The organism is Rhodococcus sp. NPDC060176, from assembly GCF_042728675.1.
Taxonomy (GTDB): domain Bacteria; phylum Actinomycetota; class Actinomycetes; order Mycobacteriales; family Mycobacteriaceae; genus Rhodococcus_F.
The window spans coordinates 400,140-426,418 of sequence record NZ_JBHWYS010000005.1 but is presented as its reverse complement, the minus strand read 5'-3'; the positions used below and the strand labels follow the sequence as shown (position 1 = coordinate 426,418).

At 61.4% G+C, this 26,279-nt stretch carries 15 protein-coding genes; 5 read left to right on the top strand and 10 right to left on the bottom strand.

The window, feature by feature from the left end; all coding sequences use genetic code 11:
* From ACFWEM_RS24510 to ACFWEM_RS24475, 8 genes are all read right to left on the bottom strand, one after another.
* On the bottom strand, positions 1-11,717 hold an 11,717-nt coding region (locus ACFWEM_RS24510), incomplete at its 3' end, for an amino acid adenylation domain-containing protein (RefSeq protein WP_378537804.1).
* Between the two features lie 457 nt (positions 11,718-12,174).
* Entirely contained in the window at positions 12,175-12,780 is a 606-nt protein-coding gene (locus tag ACFWEM_RS24505; RefSeq protein WP_378537824.1) for a 3-oxoacid CoA-transferase subunit B, read from the bottom strand.
* Positions 12,781-12,821: 41 nt separating this feature from the next.
* Positions 12,822-13,577, bottom strand: coding sequence for a CoA transferase subunit A (locus tag ACFWEM_RS24500; RefSeq protein ID WP_007730192.1), 756 nt, complete (start codon positions 13,575-13,577; stop codon positions 12,822-12,824).
* A 3-nt stretch (positions 13,578-13,580) separates the two neighbouring features.
* Positions 13,581-14,408 (bottom strand): HpcH/HpaI aldolase/citrate lyase family protein, encoded by an 828-nt coding sequence (locus ACFWEM_RS24495; protein WP_378537802.1) that lies wholly within the window; start codon positions 14,406-14,408, stop codon positions 13,581-13,583.
* Entirely contained in the window at positions 14,405-14,893 is a 489-nt protein-coding gene (locus ACFWEM_RS24490; protein ID WP_003942078.1) for a MaoC family dehydratase, read from the bottom strand. The genes ACFWEM_RS24495 and ACFWEM_RS24490 overlap by 4 nt, the downstream gene beginning before the upstream one ends.
* Positions 14,890-16,053 (bottom strand): acyl-CoA dehydrogenase family protein, encoded by a 1,164-nt coding sequence (locus ACFWEM_RS24485; protein ID WP_007730190.1) that lies wholly within the window; start codon positions 16,051-16,053, stop codon positions 14,890-14,892. Before ACFWEM_RS24485 ends, ACFWEM_RS24490 begins: the two co-directional genes overlap by 4 nt.
* Positions 16,053-18,092 (bottom strand): acetyl-CoA carboxylase biotin carboxylase subunit, encoded by a 2,040-nt coding sequence (locus ACFWEM_RS24480; RefSeq protein ID WP_378537800.1) that lies wholly within the window; start codon positions 18,090-18,092, stop codon positions 16,053-16,055. The genes ACFWEM_RS24485 and ACFWEM_RS24480 overlap by 1 nt, the downstream gene beginning before the upstream one ends.
* 5 nt (positions 18,093-18,097) lie before the next feature.
* Positions 18,098-19,687 (bottom strand): carboxyl transferase domain-containing protein, encoded by a 1,590-nt coding sequence (locus ACFWEM_RS24475; protein WP_378537797.1) that lies wholly within the window; start codon positions 19,685-19,687, stop codon positions 18,098-18,100.
* Positions 19,688-19,785: 98 nt separating this feature from the next.
* Here ACFWEM_RS24475 and ACFWEM_RS24470 point away from each other — a divergent pair, with 98 nt between their 5' ends.
* Positions 19,786-20,385: a TetR/AcrR family transcriptional regulator gene (locus ACFWEM_RS24470; RefSeq protein WP_378537795.1), complete on the top strand. Its 600-nt coding sequence runs from the start codon at positions 19,786-19,788 to the stop codon at positions 20,383-20,385.
* A 48-nt stretch (positions 20,386-20,433) separates the two neighbouring features.
* The gene (locus ACFWEM_RS24465) at positions 20,434-21,180 is read left to right on the top strand and encodes a GTP pyrophosphokinase family protein (protein ID WP_019744227.1); all 747 of its coding nucleotides are present in this window, start codon (positions 20,434-20,436) and stop codon (positions 21,178-21,180) included.
* 155 nt (positions 21,181-21,335) lie between these two features.
* Here ACFWEM_RS24465 and ACFWEM_RS24460 read toward each other — a convergent pair whose 3' ends face one another.
* On the bottom strand, positions 21,336-21,596 hold the full coding sequence (locus ACFWEM_RS24460; RefSeq protein ID WP_003942027.1) for a GlsB/YeaQ/YmgE family stress response membrane protein: 261 nt from the start codon (positions 21,594-21,596) through the stop codon (positions 21,336-21,338).
* Positions 21,597-21,784: 188 nt separating this feature from the next.
* On the opposite strand from ACFWEM_RS24460, the gene dctA reads away from it, so the two are divergent.
* Positions 21,785-23,182 (top strand): C4-dicarboxylate transporter DctA, encoded by a 1,398-nt coding sequence (gene dctA, locus ACFWEM_RS24455; protein ID WP_378537793.1) that lies wholly within the window; start codon positions 21,785-21,787, stop codon positions 23,180-23,182.
* 569 nt (positions 23,183-23,751) lie between these two features.
* Positions 23,752-24,585 carry a glycosyltransferase family 2 protein gene (locus tag ACFWEM_RS24450; RefSeq protein WP_230091115.1) on the top strand — a complete coding sequence of 278 codons (834 nt, stop codon included), beginning with the start codon at positions 23,752-23,754 and terminating at the stop codon, positions 24,583-24,585.
* Between the two features lie 17 nt (positions 24,586-24,602).
* Here ACFWEM_RS24450 and ACFWEM_RS24445 read toward each other — a convergent pair whose 3' ends face one another.
* A complete protein-coding gene (locus ACFWEM_RS24445; protein WP_054186885.1) occupies positions 24,603-24,905 on the bottom strand; it encodes a hypothetical protein in 303 nt (100 codons plus the stop codon).
* 361 nt (positions 24,906-25,266) lie between these two features.
* Between ACFWEM_RS24445 and ACFWEM_RS24440 the strand changes: the two genes are divergently transcribed.
* On the top strand, positions 25,267-26,154 hold the full coding sequence (locus ACFWEM_RS24440; RefSeq protein WP_378537789.1) for a glycosyltransferase: 888 nt from the start codon (positions 25,267-25,269) through the stop codon (positions 26,152-26,154).
* The last annotated feature ends 125 nt before the right edge of the window (positions 26,155-26,279 follow it).

Here is a 26,279-nt window from a genome sequence, read left to right as displayed (position 1 = left end):
AACGCCGACGGCGTCTGATTGAGCACCGTCACCCGCTCAGCAGCAAGCAACTCCAAGAACTGCTCCGGCGACCGCGACGTCACATAATCCACAACAACCAACGTGCCGCCGTACAACAGCGGACCCCACAACTCCCACACCGAGAAGTCGAACGCATAACTGTGGAACATCGTCCACACATCGGATTCGTCGAACCCGTACACACCCTCGGTATTCGCAAACAACTTCGCCACCGTCGTGTGCGGAACCTGCACACCCTTCGGGCGACCCGTCGAACCCGACGTGTAAATCACATACGCAACATTCGACGACCGCAACGGCGCAACACGATCCGCATCCGAAACCACCGAACCATCGAACTCCGACACATCCACCGCGTCGATATCAACCACAGGCAAACCAGCGGGCAACACCAACTCACGCCCGGACCACGAAATCGCAGCCACCGGAGCAGCATCAGCCAACATGAACTCGACACGATCAGCCGGATACGACGGATCCACCGGCAGATACCCCGCACCGGACTTCACCACCGCCAACAACGCCACCACAAGATCCGCCGACCGCGGCAACGCCACCGCCACCAACGACTCCGGACCACAACCCTGAGCAATCAACCTGCGCGCCAAACGATTAGCCCGCACCGACAACTCACCATACGACAACGACTCGCCACCGAACCGCACCGCAACCCGATCACCAAACCGAGCAGCAGCATCATCGAACCACGCCGACAACGTCGACTCCACACCACGATCGATCTGGCCAGCACTGAAGCGGGACAGCAGGTTTCGTTCTCCCTCGACCAAGATGTCTACGTCACCCACCGCTACGGTGGGATCAGCAGTCACCGCACGGAAGGTCCGTACCAGCCGATCACCGAATTCCACGACGGTCGACTCGTCGAACAGATCCGTCGCATACGTCAAAGAGGCGGACATTCCGGCGGGTGCGCCGGCCGCGTCGGTTCGTTCGGTCAGGGTCAACTGGAGGTCGAATTTCGCCAACGCAAGATCGGCACTTTCGATCGACACTTCGAGGTCGCCCAGTTCGAGCGTTGTCTGTTCGTGGTTCTGGAACGTCAATGCCACCTGAAACAGCGGATGACGAGCCTGCGAACGAACCGGATCGAGAACCTCCACCACACGCTCGAACGGAACATCCGCATGCGCGAACGCCTGTAGATCCACTTCACGCGCCGAAGCCAACAGATCCGTGAACGACATCGACGGATCAACCTCGGTGCGCAACACCAAAGTGTTGACGAACATACCGATCAGATCGTCGAGCTGCGCCTCACCGCGACCCGCAATCGGTGTACCGATCGCGATGTCCGTGGTTGCGGACAAGCGAGAAAGTACGACGGCGAGCGCTGCGTGAACAACCATGAACGGTGTCGAGTTACTGCTGTGCGCAATCGAATTGACAGCTTCGTGCAGGGTGGCGTCGATATCGAACTCGACCTCGGCTCCGCGCCCTGAAGCGACCTCGGGACGCGGACGATCGGCAGGCAGATCCAACTGCTCCGGAAGATCAGCCAACGCATCCGACCAGAACGCAATCTGCTTCGCGATCACGGACCGCGGATCGTCCTCGGACCCGAGAACCTCACGCTGCCACAACGAGTAATCGGCGTACTGCACCGGCAACGGCGTCCAAGCCGGCACCGACGCTCGTGTACGTGCTTCGTAGGCAACCATCACGTCACGGGTCAACGGACCCATCGAGAAACCGTCGGTCGAGATGTGATGCACGACGAACACCAGGACGTATTCGCTGTCGCCGACTTTGAAGAGCTTGGCGCGCAACGGGACTTCGGACGTCACGTCGAAGCCGACTGTCGCCAGCTCGGCGACGCCCGCAGCCAGGCGATCTTCCGTGATCGACACGGGGCTGAGATCGACGACAACGTCTTGGACGTCGAGGACGTCCTGATAACCGACGCCGTCGACGTCTGGATACACAGTTCGCAGTGATTCGTGTCGGCCCACGACATCGATCACGGCGGCGTCAAGAGCTGCCACATCGAGGGCGCCCGAAATCCTGATCGCCGCCGGGACGTTGTTCACTGCCGACGCGGGTTCGAACCTGTTCAGGAACCACATGCGCTGCTGCGCCAACGAAAGTGGGATCCGAGCTGGCCGGGGCTGCTGCACCAGTGGGGCGGTGGCGCCCGAACCGGCGTGCAGCTCGAGCCGGACGGCGAGTGACTGCACGGTCGACGCTTCGAAGAGCGCACGAACCGGAAGGCTTGTGTCGAGCGCCTCTCCCAGCCGAGCGGCGACACGGGTCGCGATCAACGAGTTGCCGCCGAGTTCGAAGAAATCGTCGTCGCGGCCAACCTGTGCGACTCCGAGAACTTCGGAGAACACCTGCGCGACAGTCTCTTCGACGGTCGTGATCGGCGCCTGGTACACCTTGGACTCGAACACGGGCGAGGGCAGAGCCTTGATGTCCGTCTTGCCCGCGGTGGTCAACGGAATCGAATCGAGTACCAGTACCGAGTCGGGGACCATGTAGCCGGTCAGGAACGTCGACACCGACTCGACGACCTGTGCGGGATCCACCTCGGCACCGGCCTGTGGCACGACGTATGCAACGAGACGATCTCCGAAGTGATCGTCGGAACGAACGAGAGCAACAGCTTGCGCAACGCCAGCGCAACGGGTCAGCGCGGCCTCGATCTCGCCGAGTTCGATACGGAACCCACGGATCTTGACCTGGAAGTCACTGCGGCCCACATACTCCACCGCGCCACCGTCGATCCACCGGACCACGTCACCCGTGCGGTACAACCGCTCACCCGGCGCCCCGAACGGGTCTGCGACAAAACGACCCGACGTCAATGCCGGCTGCCCCAGGTATCCACGAGCGACCTGAATACCCGACACGTACAGCTCACCTGCGACACCAACGGGAACAGGCTGCAAGCGGCCGTCCAGTATCCGCGCAGCCATACCCCGAATCGGGCCGCCGATGTTCATGCGATCAAACGCGGTCAGCGCGTCGCTGATGTTCGACGCGACCGTCGACTCCGTCGGACCGTAAGCATTGAAGAATCCACGCACACCGCCGTCCGGAAGCGGCACCGCCCACTTGGCAACGAGCGACCGCGAACTGGCTTCGCCACCGACGACAACCACCCGCAACGCGTCGAGCCCGCTCGGATCCACTGATGCCAGCGCAGCGGGCGTCACGAACGCATGCGTCACGCCCTCCGAGCGCAAGATCTCGGCCAATTCCGCGCCGCCGTACACCGTCGTCGGCGCAATCACCATCGTCGATGCTGCTCCGAATGCCATCAGCAACTCGAGAACAGAAGCATCGAAACTCGGCGAGGCGAAATGCAGCGTCCGAGCACCGGTGGTCAGCGCATAGCGCTCGACCTGCTCGGCGCAGAAGTTCGCCACACCCGCATTGGTGACCACAACGCCCTTGGGCAGACCCGTGGTGCCAGAGGTGTAGATGACGTAAGCAGGCTGCCGCTCGTCGATCGCGCCGCGTCGATCCGAATCACTCACCGGCGCGCAAGATTCTGCCGCGCACGCCGCCACTGTCTTCTCGTCGTCGAGAACAACCCACGTCAACGCCGACGGCAATCCTTCCTCGACGTCACTGAGCGCAAGACCCAGCACCGCACCGGAATCGGAGATCATGTGGGCGATACGGTCAACCGGATACGTCGGGTCGACGGGCACGAATGCAGCACCCGTTTTCGCCACTGCCCACAGAACGAGAACCGAATCGGCCGAACGCGGAATCGCGATCGCGACCCGATCCTCCGGCCCGACGCCCTTCGCAATCAGAACACGAGCGAGTCGCGACGACCGCTCGTCGAGTTCGCGGTAGCTGATCGACTGACCGTCGAAGCGAATCGCATCCGCCGACGGATCCAAAGCGGCCGCCGCTGTGAGAATCTCGACCAGGGTTCCCGAGACCGACTGACCTCCATGAACATCGGCCAGCACACCCCGCTCGGCCGCATCGAGAATATCGATGTCACCGACGACAATCGAAGGAACCGACACGACAGTCTCGAGGATACGAACCAGACGCCGAGCAAACCCCTCGACCGTCGAAACGTCGAACAGATCTGCAGCAAACGTGAATTCGGCCGAGAGCCCTTGCTGGATCCCGTCTTCGCCGATCGACTCTGTTACTGCGAGTTCGAGGTCGAACTTGGCAGTGGTCGTGTCGATTTCGGCGGCCTTGATCGCCAGTCCCGGCAGTTCCAATGCCGTTTGCGCCAGATTCTGCAAGGACAGCACAACCTGGAACAGCGGATGTCTGGCCTGCGACCGGGCGGGAGCCAAGACGTCCACCAACCGCTCGAAGGGCACGTCCGAGTGAGCGAACGCTCCGAGCGCAGAATCACTCGCCGCAGCAAGCAGATCCGTGAATGCCTGGGCCTGGTCGACCTCGGTGCGCAGAACAAGCGTGTTGACGAACATACCGACGAGATCGTCGAGCGCCTCGTCGCCGCGACCGGCAACGGGAGTGCCAACGGCGATGTCCGAGGTCCCGCTCAGTCGGGCCATCAGAACGGCAAGCGCCGAGTGCAGTGCCATGAAGAGCGTCGCGTTGTTCTCCCGTGCCAGCGCGTCCAATCGACGGTGCACATCCCCGGATATCTCGAACGCGAATCGCTCGCCGCGCATCGACGCCACATCAGGCCGAGACCGGTCCGACGGAAGCTCGATCACATCCGGTAGGTCTGCCAGAGTCTCGGTCCAGTACGAGATCTGCTGCGAGATCAGTGATTCCGAGTCGTCTTCCGACCCCAGAACCTCACGCTGCCACAACGAATAGTCGGCGTACTGCACAGTCAACGGCTGCCACGCCGGCGCGATCCCGTCCTTGCGTGCCGAGTAGGCAATCATGACATCGCGAGCCAGGGGCGCCATCGACCAACCGTCAGCGGCGATGTGATGAACCACGATCGCAAGGGTGTGCTCGGTGTCGCTGACCGTCAACAGGCGGACACGGATCGGCACGTCGACGGTGACGTCGATCGCTGAGGATCCGATTGCAGCGACTCGACTTTCGAGCTCGTCCTGATCCGAAACCGACTCCACGGTCAGCCCGCCGAACGCCTCCGAGAGCGACAGAATCGACTGCTTCGGTCCGGAAGCCCCGTCCGGATATACCGTTCGGAGCACCTCATGCCGGGCCAGTACGTCCTCCAGCGCCATTTCCATCGCGGCAGTATCGAGATGACCAGTCAGGTGCAGAGCAAAAGTGATGTTGTAAGCAGCTGAGTCGGTGTCGAAGCGGTTCAGAAACCACATGCGCTGCTGCGCCAGCGACAACGGAATTTCCGCGGGACGCACCTGTGCGACGAGCGCCTTCTGCCCGCCGCTACCTACGTGCGACTCGATGTGTGCGGCGAGCGCCTCGACGGTGGAAACGTCGAATAGCGTTCGCACCGGCACCGTAGTGTCGAGCGCCCGCCCCAATCGGGAGGTGACCTGAGTAGCCACCAGGGAGTTGCCACCGAGTTCAAAGAAGTCGTCGTCGAGGCCGACTCGTTCCACTCCGAGAACATCCGCAATCACCTGCGCGACAATCTCTTCCACCGGCGTGGTCGGTGCACGAAACTCGCGGACCTCGAAAACAGGCTCCGGCAAACCCCGGCGATCCAATTTGCCCACCGGGGTCAACGGAACCTCAGCGAGTTCCATGATGACGGACGGAACCATGTAGCTCGGCAGAGCCTCCGCCACGAACGAGGCGAGCACGTCCCGATCGAAACTCGACCCGTCAGCCAGTTCGACGTAGGAAACGAGGGTTGTGACACCCGCCGCGCCTTCGCTTCCGACCGTCACCGCGAAGCGCACAGACTCGTGCGAGGACAGAACTGCGTCGATCTCACCGAGTTCGATACGGAATCCGCGAACCTTGACCTGGAAGTCACTGCGGCCGACGTATTCGAGAACCCCCGCGTCACCGCGCGCGTCTCCGCCGGTCCAGCGCACGACATCGCCGGTCCGGTACATTCGCTCGCCATCCGGCGAATACGGGTTGGCGACAAACCGTTCCGCAGAAAGGCCTCGCCGCTCATGGTAGCCGCGAGCCAATGCAGCGCCCGCAAAGTAGAGCTCTCCCCTGGTACCGACTGGAACAGGATGCAGACGCTCGTCGAGTACCAGCGCCGACATGCCCTCGACGGGACGCCCGATGTCGATCGATCGGCCGATCGCGAGATCGCCGAACGACGAGATGATAGTGGTCTCGGTCGGACCATACCCATTGAAGTAGGCGCGCCCTGGGGCCCATTTCGCCAGCAACTCGGGAGTGGTCACGTCACCGCCGACGGAGACGACTCGCAATTCAGGCAGCTCTGCCGGCTCCATGGTCCCGAGTACTGCGGGAGTGATGATCGCGTGTGTGACCTTCTCGGAATGAAGAAGATCCGACAACTCGTGTCCACCGATAATTGTCGACGGAACGATCACCAAAGTTGCACCCGCGGAGAAGGCGACCATCCATTCGAGTACCGACGGGTCGAAGCTCGGTGAACAGATATGGAGGAAGCGCGAGGACTGTTCTACCTCGTAGCGACGCTGTGCTGCGTCTCTGACCCCACGGAGACCACCGTGAGTGACGCTGACGCCCTTCGGTTTTCCCGTGGAGCCGGATGTGTAAATGACATATGCAACGTGAGAACTGTGAATCGGAGCGATTCGGTCCTCGTCCGTGACCGGCGCTGACGATTGTGCCGAGACTTCGCCGGTCAGCGTCTGGTCGTCGAGCACCAACCAATCGGTGACCGCGGGAAGCTGACCGACGAACTGTGACGAGGTGAGTCCGATCGCGGCCGATGAATCGGCCAGCATGTGCCGGACACGATCTTCCGGATAGCTCGGGTCGACAGGCACGTAGGCCGCCCCTGACTTCGCGACCGCCCATACTGCACAGACCATGTCGTACGAGCGAGGAAATGCGAGAGCGACGATGGTCTCGGGGCCTGCGCCACGTCCGATCAGAACCCGTGCGAGCTTCGACGACTGCTCGTCGAGCTCGCGGTAGGTGATCGATCGACCGTCGAAGCGCACTGCGACCGAGTCCGCCTCAGCCGTGCCGGACAAGAAGATGTCGACGAGACTCTGCCGGGGCATCGTGTCATCCGCGGCTACGACCGTCAGATCGGTGCGCTCGGAGCGTGAGAGCAGGTCTATATCACCGACGACCGTTTCAGGTCGGGTAGCCACTGCATCGAGAATGCGCACGAACCGAGTGGCGAAAGTGTTCACTGTGGCCGGATCGAACAGATCCGTGGCGTAGGTGAAGGTGGCGCTCAAGACGTCGGAGTCTTCGGTGCCTTCGGGATTCTCGGACACCATGAGTTCGAGATCGAATTTGGCGACCGGTACTTCCAATTCGGCTGCAACTGCTTTGACACCCGAGAATTCCAGTTCGCGTCGTCCACTGATCTCCGCAGTGAGCGCAACCTGGAACAGCGGGTGACGAGCCTGCGAACGCGCCGGGCTCAGAACCTCGACGAGCCGCTCGAATGGCACATCGGCATGCCCGTAGGCAGACAACCCCGATTCCCTGACCCGAGCGAGCAACTCTTCGAATCGTTCGTTCGGATCGACCTCGGTGCGAAGCACCAGGGTGTTCACGAACATGCCGATCACGTCGTTGAGCGCTTGATCGCCTCGCCCACCGATCGGGGCACCGATCGCGATGTCGGAGGTACCACTGATCCGGCTCAACAGCGTTGCATATGCCGCCTGCAACACCATGAACAGCGAGACGCTTCTCGAGCGCGCCAACTCGTTCAACTTGCGCGTCGTGCGTTCGCTGATCTGAAAATGGTGCTTGGCACCGTGATTGGACGCGATGGCAGGACGAGGTCGGTCGGTCGGCAGATCCAACTGATCCGGCAGATCGGCAAGTGCCCGGCGCCAGAAGTTGATCTGGCGAGACGACTCCGAGCGCGGGTCTTCGTCGGATCCCAGTGCTTCGCGCTGCCACAGGGCGTAGTCGGCGTACTGAATCGGCAGCGGCGTCCATGCCGGCGCCGACTTCTCACTTCGCGCCGAGTATGCGACGAGAAGATCACGTGCGAGCGGACGGAACGACAGTCCGTCCGCAGCGATGTGATGGAGAACCATTACCAGGACGTAGTCCGTCGGAGACACCTCGAAGAGGGCGACCCGTACCGGGATTTCGAGCGTAACGTCGAAGCCGCGGGACGCCACGTCGAACAGTGCAGCCTCGAGATGCGAATTTCGAATCTTGACGGGCTTCAACTCCACCGCTGCACGGTCGACCGGCAGAACCAGCTGTTGCGCAGTTCCGTCGACATCAGGGTAAATCGTCCGCAAGGACTCGTGCCGCGCGAGAAGGTCCATCACCGCGGCATGCAGAGCGGACGGGTCCACCGAACCAGTGAGCCGGACGGTGAACGGAAGGTTGTACGCGGGCGTCGTCGGATCGAGACGGTTGATGAACCACATGCGCTGCTGCGCAAGCGAAAGCGGGACAACGTCAGGCCGAGGCTTTGCGATCAGCGGGGTGAGCTGCCTGGCGTTACCCGCCACCGACTCGGCACGGGCCGCCAAGGTAGCGACCGTGGTGGACTCGAAAAGCTCTCGAACGCCGAGTTGCACTCCCAGTGCCGAGCCGACACGAGTCACCAATTGTGTTGCAACCAGGGAGTTTCCACCTAGTTCGAAGAAGTCGTCGTCGATACCGACGCGCTCGACTCCGAGCACGTCGGCAAACACGTCCGCAACGATGCGTTCGATTTCGGTGCGGGGCTCGCGGTACTGCTTCGCACTCGCGAACACCGGCTCGGGTAGCCCGGCACGATCCAATTTGCCACTCGTGTTGAGCGGCAACGCATCGAGCACCATCAGCGCGGCCGGAACCATGTACGACGGGAGGCTTCGCCCGGCGAACTCACTGAGGACTGCAGCATCGATGTTTCGGCCCGGACCCGGCACGACGTAGCCGACCAATTGATCACCGGTCGGGGTGACGGTCACCAAGACGACAGCCTGGGAAACGTCGGGGTGGGCCAGAAGAACGGTCTCGATCTCACCGAGTTCGATGCGCTGCCCACGGAACTTCACCTGGAAGTCGGTTCGCCCGATGTAGTCGAGGTTTCCGTCCTCACGGCGGCGGACTAGGTCGCCGGTTCGGTACATTCGCTCGCCGGCTGTGCCGTACGGATTGGCTACGAACCGATCCGAGCTCAGATCAGGACGACCAACGTATCCGCGCGCAAGTTGCACGCCGGCGAGGTAGAGCTCACCCGGCTGACCGATAGGCGTCGGGCGAAGTTGCCCGTCCAGTACGTGCGCCTGAGTGTTCCACTGCGGCATACCGATCGGCACAGAAGTAGTGTCCGAGGGCACGGCCTCGTAGTAGGTGACCGACACCGCGGCTTCGGTCGGACCGTACAGGTTGTGCAATCCGGCACCACAGAGTTCGCGGAAGGCCGACGACGTCTCGGGTGGGAGCGCCTCACCGATGACGAACACGTGACGCAACGAATCACAAGATCCGGCAGGTGCATTCGCCGTGAACAGCGTCAGCATGGATGGCACGAAGTCGGTGATCGTGACGCCGAGTTCCGCGATCTTGTTCGCGACGTAGATCGGGTCCCGATGGCCGTCCGGAGTCGCGACGACGAGCGTGGCGCCGACCTGCAACGGCATGAAGAATCCCCACAGCGACACGTCGAATGTCGTCGCGGTCTTCTGCAGGTAGATGTCCGACGCCGAAAGCCCGTACTCGGCGTTCATCCACTGAAGCTGATTGTTGATCGCCGCGTGAGTGACCGCGACACCCTTGGGTCGACCGGTCGAACCCGAGGTGTAGATCACGTACGCAGTGTTCGAGAAATGCAAGGGAGACAGGCGATCCGCGTTGACGATCGGCCTGCTGTCGAGCTGCCCATAGTCCAGTGTGTCGATCTCGATGACCCGTGTGCCCGAGGGCAGATCCACGTCGTCCCGCGCAGTGGTCACAACACACGTGGGCTGCGCCGACTCGAGAATGTAGGCGGTGCGGTCGGCTGGGTGGTCGGGATCCACCGGCACCCAGGCACCGCCAGCCTTGGCAATCGCGTACAGACCGACCATCAAGTCCAAAGACCTGCGGATCGACAGTCCTACAAGCGATTCGGGCCCAACACCCATGGCGATGAGTTGACGAGCCAAACCATTTGCGCGAGAGTCGAATTCGGCGTATGTGAGGCTGGCGCCTTCGAAAACGACAGCGGTGGCATCGGGAGTTCTCTCGACCTGACGCTCGAATGCTTCGGTGATGGTCTGCGAGGCAACGTGGAAGCCGGTGCGGTTCCACAAGGCAACCTTGTTTCGCTCCTCGTCGGTTGCGACAGGAAGATCCCAGACCTTGCGGCTCGTTTCGGCCGAGACGAACTTCTCGAGAAACTCCACGAACCGCGAGTGATTTCGCTGGGCGTCCGCGGGCGCGTACAGATTGGGATTCGACTCGAAATCGATGTGCGTACGGGTGTCGCCGACGCTCTGGTACAGGTTGACACCGAGGTCTTCGATCAAACCCGTGGACAGGATGTGAAGCTCGCCGACAAGGGGCCCGAACGCCAACTCGGTGGAAAACATCATGATGTTGATCCAGGGACCGAAGAATCCGCCCCGACCCGGTCCGTCACCCCCGCGAACCATGTCCTCGTGTCGGTACCGCTGGTGACGCAGCGCGCCGGACATTTCGTTCCTGACGTCGTCCAGAAGCTCCTGGACGGTGGTGTCCGCAGTAACGGTCAGGCGCAGTGGGACGACGTTGGAGACCATGCCACCGGATCGACGCAGCACGGCTGTCGTTCGACCGGAGACGGGCAGGCTCAACGACACGTCCTCTCGTCCGGTCATCTGAGCGAGGTATGCCGCAAACGCCGCGACTACGGTTCCGGCAACAGTGGTCTTCTCCACGCGCTCGAGGAAGCGCCCGAGCAGCGCCTCGACGTGGTTGGACAGCGCTGCACTGTCGATCCGACTGACTGGAGCCGGTGCGGCACTTCGACCCGCGAGGCTCGAGATCTCGTCGAGATTCTCGATCTTGTCTGCCCAGTACTTGCGATCGGTTTCGAAACGACTCGACTGGCGGTACTTGTTGTCCACCTCGTAGACGTTCCGGAGATCGGAGGCCTCACTCGGCTCCGGATCCCGGCCCTCCACGCGCGCCGAGTACAGCTCCGCCACACGAGTGACGAACGTCGACGCACCGAATCCGTCGAGAATTGTGTGGTGGACCCGTGTGTACCAGTAGTAGCGATTCTCGCCGAGCCGCAGGATCGTGGCAGAGATCAAGCGGTCCGTGAGCATGTCGATCGGCCGGCTGCGATCTGCTCGCATCCACCGCATGGCAGCGTCGTGCGAGTCGTCTTCACTACGAAGGTCGACGTAACCGACCGAATCATCGAGTGTGGGGTCGATGATCTGGTACGGCTGGGCGTCGATCTCGAAGATCCGGACGAAGGCCGACCCGATTTCGCGACCGGCGTCTGCGCAGGCCTGGCGAAGGGCGTCAAGTTCCAGAGCACCACGGAGTTCGACGTACTGAGCGATGTTGACCGGAACGGCGGGATCGAGGTGCTGCGCGAACCACATACCGAGCTGGGCCGCGGAAAGCGGGAATGCGTCGGATCGCTGAACGTCTTCCGGCGAGCTGCCGACCTCCGGCTTGCCGCTCCCCAGTTCTCCGTTACCCAGCGAATTCACGCCCACAGCCTCTCTTCCACACCATTGCGCACCCGTGCGAGCCGAACGTCCGATTCGCAGCAGCTACCGACCTCATCCAACCTCGACGAGCCAGAACCACCCATTGTCTCCGATACATAGGTGACAAGAGAAATCCATACCCCGGTGTATCGACGGTTTTGTTGCAATTCGTTACAAATCGCCCAGCTCATCTACCCCCCGATCGCATTGCCGAAACGCACCGTTCAGACGCGGCGCGCGACACCTCTCCCCCTGGGACAATCAATTGCAACCGACGAACTACACCCCCATCCACTTCAGTCACCTCGGACAATTTACAGGGCCGCCAGGTACTGGGTGCCTGAGCTCGAACAAGATTCGACAGTCGCTGATCGAGACTATCGGTACACGCCGACAGACCGACGAAAGAACGCGCCGACCAGCGGTCGGCGCGTTCTTCGATTTACGGTACGAAGCTTCAGGAAAAGCCCACACCAGTCACACTCTTCAGGTGCTCGCTGCTGACACCTGGAGCCAGCTCCACAAGCTCCAGACCGTCCGCGGTGACGTCCAGCACCGCAAGATCGGTGATGATCCGGTTGACGACGCCCTGACCGGTGAGCGGCAAGGTGCACGCCTCGACGATCTTGGGGTTACCGTCGCGATCGGTGTGCTCCATCACCACGATGACACGTCGGGCTCCGTGGACGAGGTCCATCGCTCCGCCCATGCCCTTCACCATCTTGCCTGGCACCATCCAATTGGCGAGGTCGCCGGTCTTCGACACCTGCATACCGCCGAGCACCGCGGTGTCGATGTGACCGCCGCGGATCATGCCGAACGAGAGGGCGGAGTCGAAGTATGCAGCACCCGGGTTGACGGTTACGGTTTCCTTACCGGCATTGATGAGGTCGGCATCGACCTGATCATCGGTCGGATACGGTCCAGTACCAAGGATGCCGTTCTCGCTGTGGAGGACCACCTTGACGCCCTCGGGCAGGTAACTGGGGATCAGCGTCGGCAGGCCGATGCCGAGGTTGACGTACTCCCCCGGCCGCATCTCGGCGGCAGCGCGAGCGGCCATCTCGTGGCGAGTCCAACCGATCCGGGTTTCCTCTGCACTGGTCACTTGGTGCCTCCTGAGACGGTCCGCTTCTCGATCCGCTTCTCCTGTGGGCCTGTATGTACGACGCGCGCGACGAACACTCCAGGTAAGTGAACGTGCGCGGGGTCTATGTCGCCCGGCTCGACGAGGTTCTCCACCTGAGCGATGGTGATCCGCCCCGCCATGGCGGCAAGCGGGTTGAAGTTCATCGCCGTCTTGTTGAAGACGAGATTGCCTTCGGTGTCGCCGTAGTCGGCGTGCACGAGCGCGAAGTCAGCGGTGATCGCCTCTTCCAATACATACGTGCGGCCACCGAACACTGCCGTCGCCTTCGGTGGCGACGCCACGGCGATCGAACCGTCGGGGTTGTATCGCCACGGCAAGCCGCCCTCGGCGATCGGCGTGCCGACGCCGGCAGGGGTGTAGAACGCCGGAATGCCGGTGCCGCCTGCTCGCAGCCGCTCGGCCAACGTCCCCTGCGGCGTCAGCTCCACCTCGAGCTCCCCGGCGAGATACTGACGGGCGAACTCCTTGTTCTCCCCCACGTACGACGCAGTCACCCTGGCGATCCGGTGCGCACCGAGCAGAATGCCGAGACCGTAGTCGTCGACACCGCAGTTGTTGGAGAACACCTCGAGATCGGTGGCATCGCCGTCGGCGATCGCCGCGATCAATGCGTCGGGAATACCGCACAGCCCGAAGCCGCCCACTGCGAGCCTGGATCCGCTCGCGATGTCGGCAACTGCCTCAGCTGCCGTATTCACGACTTTGCTCATCCGCTAGTTCTCCTTCTGATGAAAGATTCCGGCTCGGTGAAGAACCTTCTCGGCGTGACGGAGAACGGGAGCGTCGACCATCTTGCCCTCGAACGCGAACACACCACGTTCAGTAGACACCGCGGCAAGCACTCGTGTGGCCCAGTCGATCTCTTTTTCCGAAGGCGCGAAGGCACCACGGATGACCTCGACCTGACTCGGGTGGATCGCAACCTTCACGTCGAAGCCGACTGCGACGGCGTCAGCGGACTCGACGCCGAGGCCGACGAGGTCCTTGATGTCGAGGTAGACGGAATCGACAGCCAACCGGCCGTAGCTCTTCGCAGCGAGGAGGGAGGTAGAGCGAACGTGCTTGGCAACGTCGCGGTACGAACCGTTCGGGTGCCTGCTCGAATTACCGCCGAGACTTGCCACAAGATCCTCGGCTCCCCACATGACACCGATGGCGTTCGCAGCAAGCGCGATGTCGGCCACGGCGAGGGCTCCTCGCGGGGACTCGACGAGCGCAACCACGTCCGCCGGTGCGAGCGAGAGGACGTCCTCGGCCGATTCGCACTTGGACAGCATGAGACGCGAATAGTGTGTGCCGTCCAGCGCGATCAGATCGAGTTCGTGATCAGGTGTACCGACCGGATTGACGCGCACGACCGTCCGCTCCGGATCGAGAGGCGTGTCGATCAGGGCTGCACGTGCGGCTTCCTTGTCGGCCGGAGCCACACCGTCTTCGAGATCGAGGATCACGACGTCGGCAACAGCCGCGGCCTTCGCATAGCGCTCGGGACGATCCGCCGGGCAGAACAACCACGCCGGCCCCGGCGGTGTCCACGTCATGAGGACACCTCTGCCGGACGCAGTTGCACCAGTGTCTTGCGCGTGGCCAGTGCGACGACGTCACCGTGCTGGTTACGCCCGGTGTGCACGAGCGTCACGATACCTTCACCTGGACGACTCTTCGACTCGCGCTTGTCCGCGATGAGCGTCTCGGCATACAAGGTGTCGCCGTGAAAGAGCGGCTTCGGGAAGCTGATCTCGGAGAAACCGAGGTTCGCCACGATGGTGCCCTGCGTCAACTGCGCGACGGACAGGCCGACGATGGTCGACAGGGTGAACATCGAATTGACCAGCCGCACACCGAATTGAGTGTCCTCGCTGTACGCGGCATCGAGATGCAACGCCTGCGTGTTCATGGTCAAAGTCGTGAACAGGACGTTGTCAGCCTCGGTCACCGTCCGGCCTGGGCGATGCTCGTAGATCGCGCCGACCTCGAACTCCTCGAACCAGAGCCCGCGCTGAGTGATCTTCTTGGGGTTCGTCACAACCCTGCCTCACGAGCGATGAGCATCAACTGCACCTCGGTGGTTCCCTCACCGATTTCGAGGATCTTGCTGTCACGGTAGTGGCGCGCGACGGCGTACTCGTTCATGAAGCCGTATCCGCCGTGAATCTGCGTGGCGTCACGGGCGTTGTCCATGGCAGCTTCGGAGGAAATCAGCTTGGCGATGGACGCCTGCTTCTTGAACGGCTTGCCCGACAACATGAGTGCGGCCGCGTCGTAGTACGCGGTACGTGCGACGTGGGCACGAGCCTCCATGCGCGCGATCTTGAACGCGATCGCCTGGTTGTGTCCGATGGGCCGACCGAACGCCTCGCGCTCCTTGGCGTACTTGATCGACTCGTCGACGCAGCCCTGGGCGGCACCGACGCTCAGCGCCGAAATAGCGATTCGGCCTTCGTCGAGGATGCGCAGGAAGTTCGCGTAGCCGCGGCCACGCTCACCGAGCAGATTCTCTTCGGGGACACGAACATCGGCGAACGTGAGGGGATGGGTGTCGGACGCGTTCCAGCCGACCTTGTTGTACGCCGGCTCGGCAGTGAAGCCCGGCGTCGTGGTCGGCACCAGGATCGTCGAGATCTCCTTCTTGCCACCGTCCTTGACACCCGTGACCGCGGTGACCGTCACGAGCTTGGTGATGTCGGTGCCCGAGTTGGTGATGAACTGCTTGTTGCCGTTGATGATCCACTCACCGCTGTCGAACTTCGCGGTGGTCTTGGTTCCGCCGGCGTCGCTACCCGCACCCGGCTCGGTCAGGCCGAAAGCAGCCAACGACTTTCCGCTGGTGAGCTGCGGAAGCCACTCTTGCTTCTGTGCCTCGTTACCGAAACGGTAGATCGGCATGGCACCAAGGGACACACCAGCTTCGAGAGTGATCGCAACACTCTGGTCGACCTTACCCAGCTCTTCGAGCGCCAGGCAGAGTGCGAAGTAGTCGCCACCCATTCCGCCGTACTCCTCGGGGAAGGGCAGGCCGAACAGTCCCATGTCGGCCATCCCGGCCACTACCTCGTACGGGAAGGTGTGGTTGGCGTCGTGCTCGGCAGCAACCGGTGCCACTACGGTCTTCGCGAAATCTGCAACCGTCTTGGCGAGCTGCTGGTATTCGTCCGGAAGCGCTCCGGTGGCAAGGTAATCGGACATCAGGCGTCTTCCTTCTGCGTCGTGTTCTCGGTCTTTACTTCTGCAGTCTCTTCGTCCGTGACAGGTACCACGTGGGCCAGAACCTGATCCACCATCACCTGATCGCCCTGACGGACAAGCACTTCCACGATCCCGTCGATCGGGGACGTCAAGGAGTGCTCCATCTTCATGGCCTCGACCACGACGAGTGGTTGTCCCGCGCTCACTGCCGCGCCGTTCTCGACGTTGACTGCGATGACGGCACCGGGCATGGGGCTGGCGATTTCGGCGTCACCGGCGTGCTTGTCCTCACCGCGAACGCTGACTTCGGCAACCTCGCGCACGTGCCAGGTTCCGCCGCCTGCCAGCCACAGACCACCATCGGTCTCGGCGACGACAAACGTGCGTCGACGTCCGTCGATCACTACCGCCAGTTCGGATCCCGTCAGGGTCGCGCTGAATGCGCGCGGCTGTGAACCTTCGACCTCGACCTTTGCAGCCGCGGGAACGCCGACGATCGCAACGTGCGCCGTTCGGGTGCCGGCGGAGAGCCTGATGCTGGTCGGAGCGGGAGTTCCGACGCGCCATCCACTCGGGACATCCCAGGGATCAACAGATTCCGAGGTTGTCCACCGCGAGAGCCAGCGATACGCCGCGGCAGCAATGAGCACCTCGTCCGAGGCGTCGGCTGCGACAAAGTCTTCGACGCGACGATCGAGCAGACCGGTGTCGAGGTTGCCCGCGATCACATCCGGATCAGCGAGGAGGAACCGTGCGAATTCGATGTTGGTCACGACTCCGAGCACTGCGGTGTCACCGAGTGCGCGATCGAGCTTGCGCAGTGCGCCCGCGCGGTCGGGAGCGTGGGCGATGACCTTGCTGAGCATCGGGTCGTAGTCACTGCCGACGACGGTGCCCGCGAGCAGTCCGGAATCGACGCGCACGCCGGAACCTGACGGCTCGACCAGATCGACGACGCGGCCGCCGGTCGGCAGGAATCCACGGCCCGGATCCTCCGCGTACACACGAGCTTCGATGGCGTGCCCGGTCAGCGTGATGTCACTCTGGGAGAAGGCCAACTTCTCCCCTGCTGCCACACGGACCTGCCATTCGACCAGATCCAGTCCGGTCACCATTTCGGTAACGGGATGCTCGACCTGGAGGCGGGTGTTCATCTCCATGAAGAAGAACTCGTCCGGCTTGTCGGCGGAGACGATGAACTCCACGGTGCCGGCGCCGGTGTAATCGACGCTTCGAGCGGTGTTGCACGCTGCCGCGCCGATCCGGTCACGGGTCACCTGATCGAGCAGCGGCGAGGGAGCCTCTTCGATGACCTTCTGATGACGCCGCTGCAGGCTGCATTCGCGCTCACCGAGGTGAACGACGTTGCCGTGCTGGTCGGCGAGAACCTGGACCTCGATGTGCCGGGGCCGCAGGACGAATCGCTCGAGGAACAGGGTGTCGTCGCCGAACGACGACGCGGCCTCACGGCGGGCACTGCGAAGAGCCTCGGCCAGATTGGCCGGATCCTCGACCAGACGCATTCCCTTGCCACCGCCGCCGGCCGAAGGCTTGACCAACACCGGGTAGCCGATGTCCTCGGCCGCTGCGATCAGTTCTTCGTCGGTCAGATTGGGGCGAGCGATACCCGGGACCACCGGCACGTCGAACGCGGCAACCGCGTTCTTCGCGGTGATCTTGTCACCCATCACCTCGATCGCCCGCTCGGAGGGGCCGAGGAAGGCGATTCCGGCGGCCGCACAGGCAGCCGAGAACGCCGAGTTCTCCGACAGGAAGCCGTAACCGGGGTGAATACCCTGAGCACCGGTGGACTTGGCAGCGTCGATGACCTTGTCGATGACGAGGTAGCTTTCACGCGCCGCGGCCGGTCCGATGTTGACGGCAGTGTCGGCCTCGCGGACGTGGCGAGCATTCGCGTCGGCGTCGCTGTAGACGGCGACGCTGCGAATTCCCAACTCACGCAGCGTGCGGATCACGCGAACCGCGATCTCACCGCGGTTGGCCACGAGAACAGTATCGATAGTGCGCAACTCAGTCATTTCGCTCACATCCGGAAGACGCCGTAGGAGACCGGCTCGATCGGCGCGTTTGCGCACACCGAAAGGGCCAGGCCGAGAACAGTTCTGGTATCTGCGGGATCGATGACACCGTCATCCCACAGCCGCGCAGTGGAGTAGTACGGATTGCCCTGAGCCTCGTACTGCTCGCGGATCGGCGCCTTGAAGGATTCTTCGTCCTCGGCCGACCACGGATTACCCGCGCTGTCGAGCTGGTCACTACGAACCGTCGAGAGCACCGAAGCTGCCTGCTCGCCGCCCATGACCGAGATGCGCGCGTTCGGCCACATCCACAGGAAGCGAGGTGAATACGCGCGTCCACACATGGAGTAGTTGCCGGCGCCGTAAGAGCCGCCGATGACAACCGTCAGCTTCGGAACTCGTGCACACGCAACTGCCGTGACCATCTTGGCGCCGTGCTTGGCGATGCCGCCGGCCTCGTAGTCGCGTCCCACCATGAAGCCCGCGATGTTCTGCAGGAACAGCAGCGGCACACTGCGCTTGTCGCACAGTTCGATGAAATGTGCACCCTTCATGGCGGATTCGCCGAAGAGAACGCCGTTGTTGGCGATGATGCCGACCGGATGGCCCTCGATGTGGGCGAAACCGGTGACGAGCGTCTTGCCGTATTCAGCCTTGAACTCCTGGAACGCGCCACCGTCAACGAGCTTGGTGATGACCTCGTGCACGTCGTACGGAGTACGGGGATCGGTCGGAACGACGTCGTACAGCTCGCGCTGGTCGGCGACGGGCGGAACCGTGGAGATGACGTCCCACGGGCGCTCGGAGCGGGGGCCGAGTGTGGCAATGATGTTGCGCACGATCCGAAGTGCGTCGCGGTCGTCCTCGGCCAGGTGATCGGTGACGCCGGAAACCTTGGAGTGCAGGTCGCCACCGCCGAGCTCTTCGGCCGTGACGATCTCACCGGTGGCAGCCTTCACCAGCGGCGGGCCGCCGAGGAAGATGGTGCCCTGGTTGCGGACGATCACTGCTTCGTCGCTCATCGCGGGCACGTAGGCGCCGCCCGCGGTGCACGAACCGAGAACTGCGGCGATCTGGGGAATCCCCTTGGCGCTCATGGTCGCCTGGTTGTAGAAGATCCGGCCGAAGTGCTCACGGTCCGGGAAGACCTCATCCTGGCGCGGCAGGAAGGCGCCGCCGGAGTCGACGAGGTAAATGCAGGGAAGGTTGTTCTGCAGCGCAACTTCCTGCGCGCGCAGGTGCTTCTTCACCGTCATCGGGTAGTAGGTGCCGCCCTTGACCGTCGCGTCGTTGGCAACGATGACGCACTCACGACCCGACACACGGCCGATACCGGTGATGACGCCGGCGCCGGGGCACTCGTCGTCGTACAGGCCATTGGCCGCCAATGGGGACAACTCGAGGAACGGGCTGCCCTGGTCGAGCAGCGAGTCGACGCGATCGCGCGGCAGCAACTTCCCTCTGCTCACGTGACGCTCGCGAGAGCGCTCGTTGCCACCCAGCGCTGCTTGCGCCAGTTTCTTCTTCAGTTCGTCCACCAGAACGGTGTGATCGGACCGGTAGCCCGATCCTTGCGTGATTCCACTGGGAGTCATCCCGCCGCCTTCGCCATGAGTTAATGCTCGATAACTGAAACTAGATTAACTATGATTAACTGAGTTGTCCAGAACACAAGCGAAGAAAGATCGAGAGAATGACCTCTGAGCAGGTAGCAGCTCCGACGCGACGCGATCAGATGAAGGCCGACCGTCGACGTCAACTCTTGGACGCCGCCGCCCGGTTGATCGCCGAGCGCGGATTCGTGAGTGTGCGACTCGAAGACCTCGGCGCGGCCGTCGGCATCAGCGGCCCGGCCGTGTATCGGCATTTCCCCAACAAGGATGCCGTCCTCGTGGAACTTCTCGTCGGCATCAGCACGCGCCTGCACGAAGGCGGTTCTGCGGCAGCGGAGGCAGCGGACTCACCGAGCGCCGCTCTCGACGCATTGGTGGAGTTCCACCTCGACTTCGCACTGGGCGAGCCGGACCTGATCCGCATCCAGGACCGCGACCTCGAAAGCCTGCCGGCCGACGCGCGTCGACAGGTACGCCAGACGCAGCGCAAGTACGTCGAGGTCTGGGTCGGGGTGCTCGAGCAACTCGATCCCCACCTCGATCAGGCGGACGCACGAATCAAAGCGCATGCCACCTTCGGTCTGATCAACTCGACCCCACACAGCGCCAACCCAGCTTCGCCGGCACGCGCACGGCGCGTCCTGCGAGATATGACGCTCGCCGCACTGCGCACCCACTGAAACAGGACACGGCACAATCGGTGGCAGACTGGTTACACCAGCTAACAGATGAGGGTGCCGAACGTGGAAGACAGCAGTGGGGTCAGCAGAGCCGATTTCGCCGAACTGCGGACCGAGTTCTCCCGCTTCATGATGTTGTACCAATTCGGAATCTCCGAACTGATGACCAAGGTGAACATCCTCAAGGACGAGTTCACTCACATCAATCAGTACAGCCCCATCGAACACGTGACGTCACGGGTCAAGTCGCCGGACAGCATCCTGCGTAAGGCTCAACGACTGAACATCCCGCTCACGATCGACGACATCTCGAAGAACATCTTCGACATCGCCGGAGTACGCATCACCTGCAGTTTCATTTCCGACACGTACCGCATAGCCGAGATGCTCACCAGCCAGACGGACCTTCGGGTGATCGAGCGCGAGGACTACATCGCCGATCCGAAACCCAACGGCTACAAGAGCTTGCACCTGATCGTCGAGGTCCCGGTTTTCATGAGCGACCGCGTCCGGCACGTACCGATCGAACTCCAGATCCGCACCATCGCGATGGATTTCTGGGCAAGCCTCGAGCACAAGATATATTACAAGTACAACCGCGAGGTCCCCGTCGAACTCCTCGACGAACTCACCGAGGCTGCTGCCGCGGCACACCGCCTCGACGTCAAGATGGAACGCCTCAACGACGAGTTCGCGAAAATCAAAGCGCTACCGCATCCTGACGACGAAATCCTCGAGCAGGATCTGCCGGCGCAGTTCCTCGAGGCGCTGCATCTTCAGCGACGGGCGCTCTGAATTCGGTCCCCCTCCCCTGAGCGAACGCGCCTTTCGGCGCATCTGAGGCGACGAGAGTGCCGTTCGCTCACATCTGGGGTCAGACAACTAGGGCAAACCAAAAGTGCGCCCTCCCGAACTTCGGGAGGGCGCACTTCGCGAATTGCGTTGGCTTGCTATTTCTTGCCAGTGACGGCGCTGTAGCCGATCGAGAGCACGGCCGCCGCGGCGATGCTGATGATCCAGCGGATCCAGTCGATTCCACCCGTGTCGCCCTTGTCCGAGATCGCTCCCCAGACCCAGTACCCGATAAGCGCTCCGGCGATACCCAGCACGACGGTGACGATCATGCCGTACTGCTGCTTACCTGGCAGTACGAGACGAGCCAGGATTCCGATGACTGCGCCGAAAATGATGGTTCCGATAATTTGCCCCATGACAGCCCCTCTCACACGTCGTGCATGCACGCGGACGGAAGATCACCGCTCAGGGAAACAATAACCACAGTCACACACAACTGTCGCTTGTTGACCGAATTGTTGTCCGAGATGCAACCTGGACGTGTTACACGCAGGACATTCGCGAGTTATTCTTTCGCAATCAAGCAGACCTACCGTTCTCGTCCATGGCCACTTCCGTAAAACTGCCGAACAGCGAGCTCGCGCGACTCGCCAACAAGCCGCCCTGGTACCGATCACTGTTCGTGCAACTGATCGCCGCTATCGTCATCGGCGTCCTCATCGGCTGGTTGTGGCCGGAATTCGGCGCGAATCTCAAGCCCCTTGCCGACGGGTTTATCAAGCTGATCAAGATGCTGATCGCTCCGATCATCTTCTGCACCGTCGTGATCGGGATCGCCCACGTCGGCGACCTGAAAGCGGTGGGACGCATTGGTGTCAAGGCGCTCATCTACTTCGAGGTCGTGACCACCTTCGCGCTTCTGTTCGGACTCCTCATCGGCAACCTGATGAAACCAGGTGCGGGATTCAACATCGATCCGGAGACACTGGCGAACGGGGCGGACGCCGTCGCCGCGAAAACCGGAAGTGGCGAACTCCCCCACACCGTCGAGTTTCTGCTCAACATCATTCCGGTGTCGATAGTTTCGGCCTTCGCCGAGAACGCACTTCTCCAAGTCCTCTTCTTCGCCGTACTGTTCGGGCTCGCCTTGGCCAAGGCGGGCGAGAGCGGCCCACCCATCGTGTTCGAACTCGTCGATCGTCTGAGTCATCTGTTCTTCACGATCATCGGCTGGATCATGCGACTGGCGCCGTTGGGCGCTCTAGGCGCGATGGCGTACATCGTCGGCCAGTACGGGATCGCTTCGCTCGGAAGTTACGGAAAGCTGATCGCCGCATGCTATCTCGCCGCCGTCCTGTTCATCCTCATCCTGGCCGCGATAGTCAGGTACTTCGCGGGCGTGAACCTGTGGAAGTTCGTCAAGTACATCAAGGACGAACTCTTCCTCGCGTTGGGAACGGCGTCGACCGAAGTAGTTCTGCCCCGAATCATGGTCAAGCTCACCAACGCCGGATGCTCGCGCACGACAACAGGATTGGTGGTGCCAACCGGCTACTCGTTCAATCTCGACGGCGCGACGCTGTACCTGTCGATCTGCATGCTGTTTCTGGCTCAGGCACTCGGCGTGGATCTGACACTCGGTGAACAGATCACTGCCGTCCTGGTACTGATGCTCACGTCGAAGGGAATGGCAGGGGTACCGGGATCGTCCTTCCTGGCGCTGTCCGCCACTGTGGCCGCAATCGGTCACGGCGCAATTCCGGTCGCCGCAGTCGCCCTCCTACTGGGCGCCGATCGAATCATGGACTCGATGCGGGTGTCGGTGAACCTGCTCGGGAACTGTGTCGCAACCTTCGTGGTCGCCAATTGGGAGGGGCAGCTCGACAAGGAGCGCATGCGCCGAGTGCTCGACGGAGAAGACGTTCCACCGCTCGAGGAAGTCGATCCGATCACCGGGAAAACTGTTCCGGCACCCGAAGCCGAGGGCGCCGTGCCCCGTTGAGGAGATGGTGACCACCGGCTGCGCGTCGGAATCGGTGCTGAAGGTTCGCGGGGACGTACTTGACCGGAATACTCAGACCAGCACGCCCGAACGCAAATATTTGCAGGGGGTGGCGAGCTTGCCGACTAAGGACTGGTGAATTCACAGATATTCCACGTGCGCTGGGCTAACTCGGCACCAGGGAAAGCATCCTCCACTATCTCAATATTGCTACGCGGTTGCCATTGTTCAGATCCGAAGATCAGCGAACTGCCAGCATTATGTTTGCCGAAAATAGAAGGACTAAAGTCCACTGTTCAGCCGACAAACAGACTCGAGTGAGCAAAGAATCAAACATTGCGGAAACCATTCTTCCGAACACAGAAACGCGCATCTAGCTGCACTTATGTCGACTCCTCGACGGAGTGGGCATTTGCAAAAATGACCGAAATCTCACCACTCCAAATTGCCGAAACGGACACCCATTGCTATCGTAACCTTTGCGAAGGACTGGACTAATTGCCCAGCAAAGGAGCCAAGTGACCGAGTCCATGCAAGAAATTGAACACTTGTCCACTAATCGACTCTCCGTGGTTGTTCCAGTATTCAACGAAGAAAACTCCCTTTCGAACTGCATCGAGCGCTTACTGATCCAGTCCGAAATCGACGAGATTCTGGTCGTCGACAACAACTCGACGGACAGCACCGCATCGATCATTCACAAGTTCGCCGAGAAGCACGACCGAGTGAGATATGTCTTCGAGGCCCGGCAAGGCGTCGTTCATGCGCGGAACGCCGGCTTCGACGCCTCGACCGGCAACATCATCGGTCGGATCGACGCAGACACGCGGGTCCAACCGGGATGGGCCCGTGCGGTCAAAGGTTTCTTCCAGCGCAGCACTGCGCATTCAGCGGTCGCCGGACTCACCTATCTCTTCGAATCGCCGTTTGCCCGAATCCACCGTTTCGCACTGGACCGTCAGGTCAAGCAGGGAAAGTTCGATTGCGAACGTCAAGTACTTGCTGTCGCCGGAGCAAACATGGCGATCAGAAAAAGCGCATGGCTGGCCGTCCGCGAGCGAGTCAGCGACCGGCCGGACATCCACGAAGATATCGACCTTTCACTGTGCCTTCGGAAGGAAGGGATGACGATCGGTCAGATCGCCGACATGCGAGCAGAAACGTCCGGTCGACGCGGTGAAACCCCTCCGTTGGAGTACCTGAAGTACAACCAGGCATCCGAATCGGTTTTGCACCTTCACAACATCATGAATTGGCGCCTCAAACTGACAATCTGGGGCGACTCGATGCTCCACGCGCTCGTGTGGCCCGTTTACCGCCTCTACAACTTCGAGCAGGAGCGCCTGGAGTTCAGGCGCTTGTTTGGCAGATCGCAGGGTCGAATCATGCCGGTTCACCAGTAGCCCATCGATTTCGATAATCACCGCAGATTCGAAGTGATAGTGCAGAATACGGTCTCGTAGCTGATCCACACGATCGTTCGCCGACAACTGGTCGAGGTATACCGATGCCCGGTCACCATCGACGACAATTCGGCCGCGAGGGCGAGGTCGACAACCTCTTCGACGATCACCCGTCGCATTGCGCCATTGATCAGTGGAATCTTGAATACCTTACCGACGGCGGTTGGCAACTCGACGACGAGCTCATGCGCCGAGTACACGGGGGCGAAGACGTTCCATCGCTCGGGGAAGTCGATCCGCACGGGAAGGCCGTTCGGCATAGTTCGATCTGAATCTCGCAGTAAACCTACGCCGAGGCCAAACAGTCGGGCAGTCCGTCTCATCAAGTCATCCACCACGGTATGGAATGCGTGAGATACGGCATAAGTTCTGGCACTCGAACGACGGCCCACACATCGACCGACAGCCGGCGCCGCCACAGCCCTCTTATCGATCAGATATCCCGCTACCTGCAATTTTACAAACAAGAATCTCAACAAAAAGAACAAATCGTACACCAGTAGCCATGCGGCCGTTTCGGCATGGCGTACCTACCCGAGTGCCACGATTTTGAAGGTGAAAAATTGATTGATACCGTTATTTTGTGAAGATTCACCCGAACCGTAAACCTCAGGAACGATTGTGACGTCCCCAAAGCAATCGACTGAGAATCCTCACCGAAATATATTGTCGGTCGTTGTACCTGTGTTTAACGAAGAGGCAGGAATCGCGGACTGCATTGACCGTCTGCTCGCGCAAGGTGACACAATCGATGAAATCTTGATAGTCGACAACAACTCCACCGACCGAACCGCCTCGATAATAGAACGCTACGCAGGGTCACACGAAAAAGTTCGATATATCTTCGAGTCACGCCAAGGTGTTGTGCATGCCCGAAATGCGGGTTTTGACGCGTCTTCTTGTGAACTGGTCGGCCGAATCGACGCCGACACCCGGGTCCAGACCGGATGGGCGGCCGCGATTTGCGAATTCCTCGGCCCCAACTCCACCCACTGCGCCGTTGCGGGCGTCACATACCTCTTCGAATCCCCTTTCTCGCGCGTCCACCGGTTCGCACTTGACCGACAAATTCGACGTGGAAAGTTCAATCATGATCGCCGAGTGCTAGCTGCTACCGGAGCGAACATGGCCGTGAAAAGATCAGCGTGGCTAGAAGTGCGGAAGAATTTGAGCGAGCGCACTGACATTCACGAAGACATGGATCTCTCGATATGTCTCCAGAAGATCGGGTTGACAATCGGACAGTGCGACTCCATGCGCGTCGAAACATCGGGGAGGCGGGGAGAAACACCTCCGCGCGAATACTCGAAGTACAACCGCGCTTCTGAATCGGTCCTTCGACTCCACAACGTCATGAATTGGCGCTTCAAGTTCCTGATCCGGCTGGACACAGTTGTCCACGCCTTGGCATGGCCGATATACCGTGCATACAATTTCGAGCAGGAGCGTTTTGAGTTCAGACGCTTGTTCGGCAAATCGCAAGGACGAATCATGCCGGTCAACCAGTAGCCAATCCAGCCTCGCTATTCACTACGGGTGCGAAGTGACAGTGCAGCAGAGACCCCCTCGTTGCTGATGCGCACAAAAGTCCGCCGTGTCCTCCACGAGGTACACCGAAACCCGCTCATCGATGA